3 protein-coding genes are annotated in these 3,412 nt (G+C 65.9%); all 3 read left to right on the top strand.

From position 1 onward, the window contains the following. Positions 1-972, top strand: a 972-nt coding sequence (locus VKI00_RS23515; RefSeq protein ID WP_324441758.1) for a cytochrome c oxidase assembly protein, incomplete at its 5' end; no start/stop codon positions are given. Between the two features lie 311 nt (positions 973-1,283). Then, positions 1,284-1,751: a single-stranded DNA-binding protein gene (gene ssb / locus VKI00_RS23510; RefSeq protein ID WP_324441757.1), complete on the top strand. Its 468-nt coding sequence runs from the start codon at positions 1,284-1,286 to the stop codon at positions 1,749-1,751. Between the two features lie 47 nt (positions 1,752-1,798). Beyond that, the coding region (gene ettA, locus VKI00_RS23505) for an energy-dependent translational throttle protein EttA (RefSeq protein ID WP_324441755.1) at positions 1,799-3,412 on the top strand (1,614 nt) is incomplete at its 3' end.

Raw genomic sequence — 3,412 nt, 5'->3', positions numbered from 1 at the left:
CCCTCGATTCCCGACGTGAAAATCGGCTACGACTTCGCTGGCCCACCCACCCCGGCGCGGGTGCTCTTCGACTGGCGTTTCGACCTGATTTTCGGGACCGCCGCCATCGTGCTCGCCGCGCTCTACCTGGCCGGAGTGCGGCGGCTACGGCGCCGCGGCGACGATTGGCCACCGGGCCGGACCGTGGCCTGGCTGCTGGGCTGCCTGGCGCTGCTGTTCGTCACGTCGTCGGGTCTGGGCCGGTACATGCCGGCGATGTTCAGCATGCACATGGCCGATCACATGATGCTGTCGATGCTGGTCCCGATCCTCCTGGTGTTGGGCGGACCGGTCAGCCTGGCGTTGCGGGCGCTTCCCACCGCCGGGCGCGACGATCCGCCGGGCATGCGGGAATGGCTGCTGGCCGCGCTGCACAGCAGGCTTTCCCGGTTCCTCACCAACCCCGTCGTCGCCACGGCGTTGTTCGTCGCCGGGTTCTACGGGCTTTACCTGGGCGGTCTTTTCGACGCCGCGGTCGGCAGCCACATGGGCCATGTCGCGATGAACGTGCACTTTCTGCTGAGCGGCTACCTCTTCTATTGGGTGGTGATCGGTGTCGACCCGACGCCGCGGCCGATCCCGCCGCTGGCCAAGCTGGCCGTGGTCTTCGCGTCGTTGCCGCTGCACGCATTCTTCGGGGTATTGCTGATGGGCACGCAGAACGTGCTCGGCGAGAGCTTCTACCGATCGCTGCACCTGAGCTGGCACACCGACCTGCTGGGCGATCAGCGGCTCGGCGGTGGGATCGCTTGGGCGGCAGGCGAAATACCGCTCGTCCTCGTCATGATCGCGTTGCTTGTGCAATGGACGCGCAGCGATCGGCGGACCGCGAGGCGACTGGATCGCGCAGCGGACCGCGACGACGACGCCGAGCTGGCGGCCTACAACGCGATGTTGGCCGAGCTGGCCCGCCGCGACGCCTCGCGGCATTAGCTGCCGCTCGGGTCGCCTCGCCGGCCACCTGGCTAACAAGGGCCACACCAGCACCAAAGCCGGACCATGACGTGCTTCCGAGTAGCGATGTCGCATGCGCCATCAATGCGGAGACGGTAGTCATGCCTGGGCCAGCGGCTCGCTGGCTATCCACAGTCGCGGTTCTATCCACAGGTTCCGTCCCTCGCCGAGTCGGCGCATCCGAGATTGTCGGTCTTACTGCGCTGACTGGAGCCAGCACCGGCGGTGTGGCGTCACCGGGATTGCCCGGGTCGTTCGGCAGAGCGCCGCCATTTCAGAAAGGAAGAGCAATGTTCGAAACGCAGGTCACCGTGGTCGGAAACATCGTGAACGACCCGAAACGCCGACAGGCGGGCGCACAGGAAGTGATGAAGTTCCGGGTCGCCAGCAATTCACGTCGCCGCGGCGCTGACGGCAATTGGGAGGCCGGCAATTCGCTGTTCGTCACCGTCAACTGCTGGGGTCGGCTGGTCTCGGGTGTGGGCGCATCGCTGGGCAAGGGCTCGCCGGTGATCGTCGTGGGCCACATCTACACCAGCGAATACGAGGACCGCGACGGCGTTCGTCGCTCGACGTTGGAGATGCGCGCCACCTCCGTCGGCCCCGACCTGTCCCGCTGCCACGCGCGGATCGAGAAGACGGTCTCGTCCGGAACGGACGCTGCGGCGGGCCCGACGCCGGAGCCCGGCCCGGCCGCCGATACCACCGGCGCCGATGATGCCGACCGGGCTAACAGCGCAGATGCCGAGGCTGCCTAGGATGGGTCGCGGGCAATCACGCGACACCAGAAAGGCAACACCGCGGCATGGCTGAGTTCATCTACACGATGAAAAAAGTCCGCAAGGCGCACGGCGACAAAGTCATCCTCGACGACGTCACGCTGAGCTTCTATCCGGGCGCCAAGATCGGTGTCGTCGGCCCCAACGGGGCTGGTAAGTCGAGCGTCTTGCGGATCATGGCCGGGCTGGACAAGCCGAACAACGGCGAAGCCTTCCTGGCCACCGATGCCACCGTCGGCATCCTGCTGCAGGAGCCGCCGCTGAACGAGGAGAAGACCGTTCGCGGCAACGTCGAAGAGGGGCTCGGCGACATCAAGGTCAAGCTCGACCGCTTCAACGAAGTCGCCGAACTGATGGCCACCGACTATTCCGACGAGCTGATGGAAGAGATGGGCCGGCTGCAGGAGGACCTCGACCACGCCAACGCGTGGGACCTGGACTCGCAGCTCGAGCAGGCGATGGACGCGCTGCGCTGCCCGCCGCCCGACGAGCCGGTGACGCACCTTTCCGGCGGTGAGCGCCGCCGCGTAGCGCTGTGCAAGCTGCTGCTTTCCAAGCCGGATCTGTTGCTTCTCGACGAGCCGACCAACCACCTCGACGCCGAAAGTGTGCAGTGGCTCGAACAGCACCTGGCCGCTTACGAGGGGGCGGTTCTGGCGGTGACCCACGACCGATATTTCCTGGACAATGTCGCGCAATGGATCCTGGAGCTTGACCGCGGCCGCGCATACCCCTACGAGGGCAACTACTCGACCTACCTGGAAAAGAAAGCCGAGCGGCTGGCGGTGCAGGGCCGCAAAGACGCCAAGCTGCAGAAGAGGCTGCTGGACGAGCTGGCGTGGGTGCGTTCCGGCGCCAAGGCCCGCCAGGCCAAGGGCAAGGCCCGCCTGCAGCGCTATGAGGAGATGGCCGCCGAGGCGGAGAAGACGCGCAAGCTGGACTTCGAGGAGATCCAGATCCCCACGGGTCCGCGGTTGGGCAACCTGGTGGTCGAGGTCGAGCACCTGGACAAGGGGTTCGAGGGCCGCACGCTGATCAAGGACCTGTCGTTCACGCTGCCGCGCAACGGCATCGTCGGCGTCATCGGTCCCAACGGCGTCGGCAAGACCACGCTGTTCAAGACCATCGTCGGGCTCGAGCAGCCCGACAGCGGCACCGTCAAGGTGGGCGAGACGGTCAAGTTGAGTTACGTCGACCAGTCTCGGGGCGGTATCGACCCGAAGAAGACCGTGTGGCAAGTCGTCTCCGACGGGCTGGACCACATCCAGGTCGGGCAGAACGAGATTCCGTCCCGGGCCTACGTCTCGGCGTTCGGCTTCAAGGGGCCCGACCAGCAGAAGCCGGCCGGCGTCTTGTCCGGTGGTGAGCGCAACAGGCTCAATCTGGCGCTCACGCTCAAGGTGGGCGGGAACCTGATCCTGCTGGACGAGCCAACCAACGACCTCGACGTCGAGACGCTGGGCTCGTTGGAAAACGCGCTGGAGAAATTTCCCGGCTGCGCGGTGGTGATTTCCCACGACCGCTGGTTCCTCGACCGGACGTGCACTCACATCCTGGCGTGGGAGGGCGACGACGACAACGAGGCCAAGTGGTTCTGGTTCGAAGGCAACTTCGGTGCCTACGAGGAGAACAAAGTCGAA

This window comes from Mycobacterium sp. (assembly GCF_035314665.1).
Lineage (GTDB): Bacteria > Actinomycetota > Actinomycetes > Mycobacteriales > Mycobacteriaceae > Mycobacterium.
This window is presented reverse-complemented; position numbering and strand designations above follow the sequence as displayed.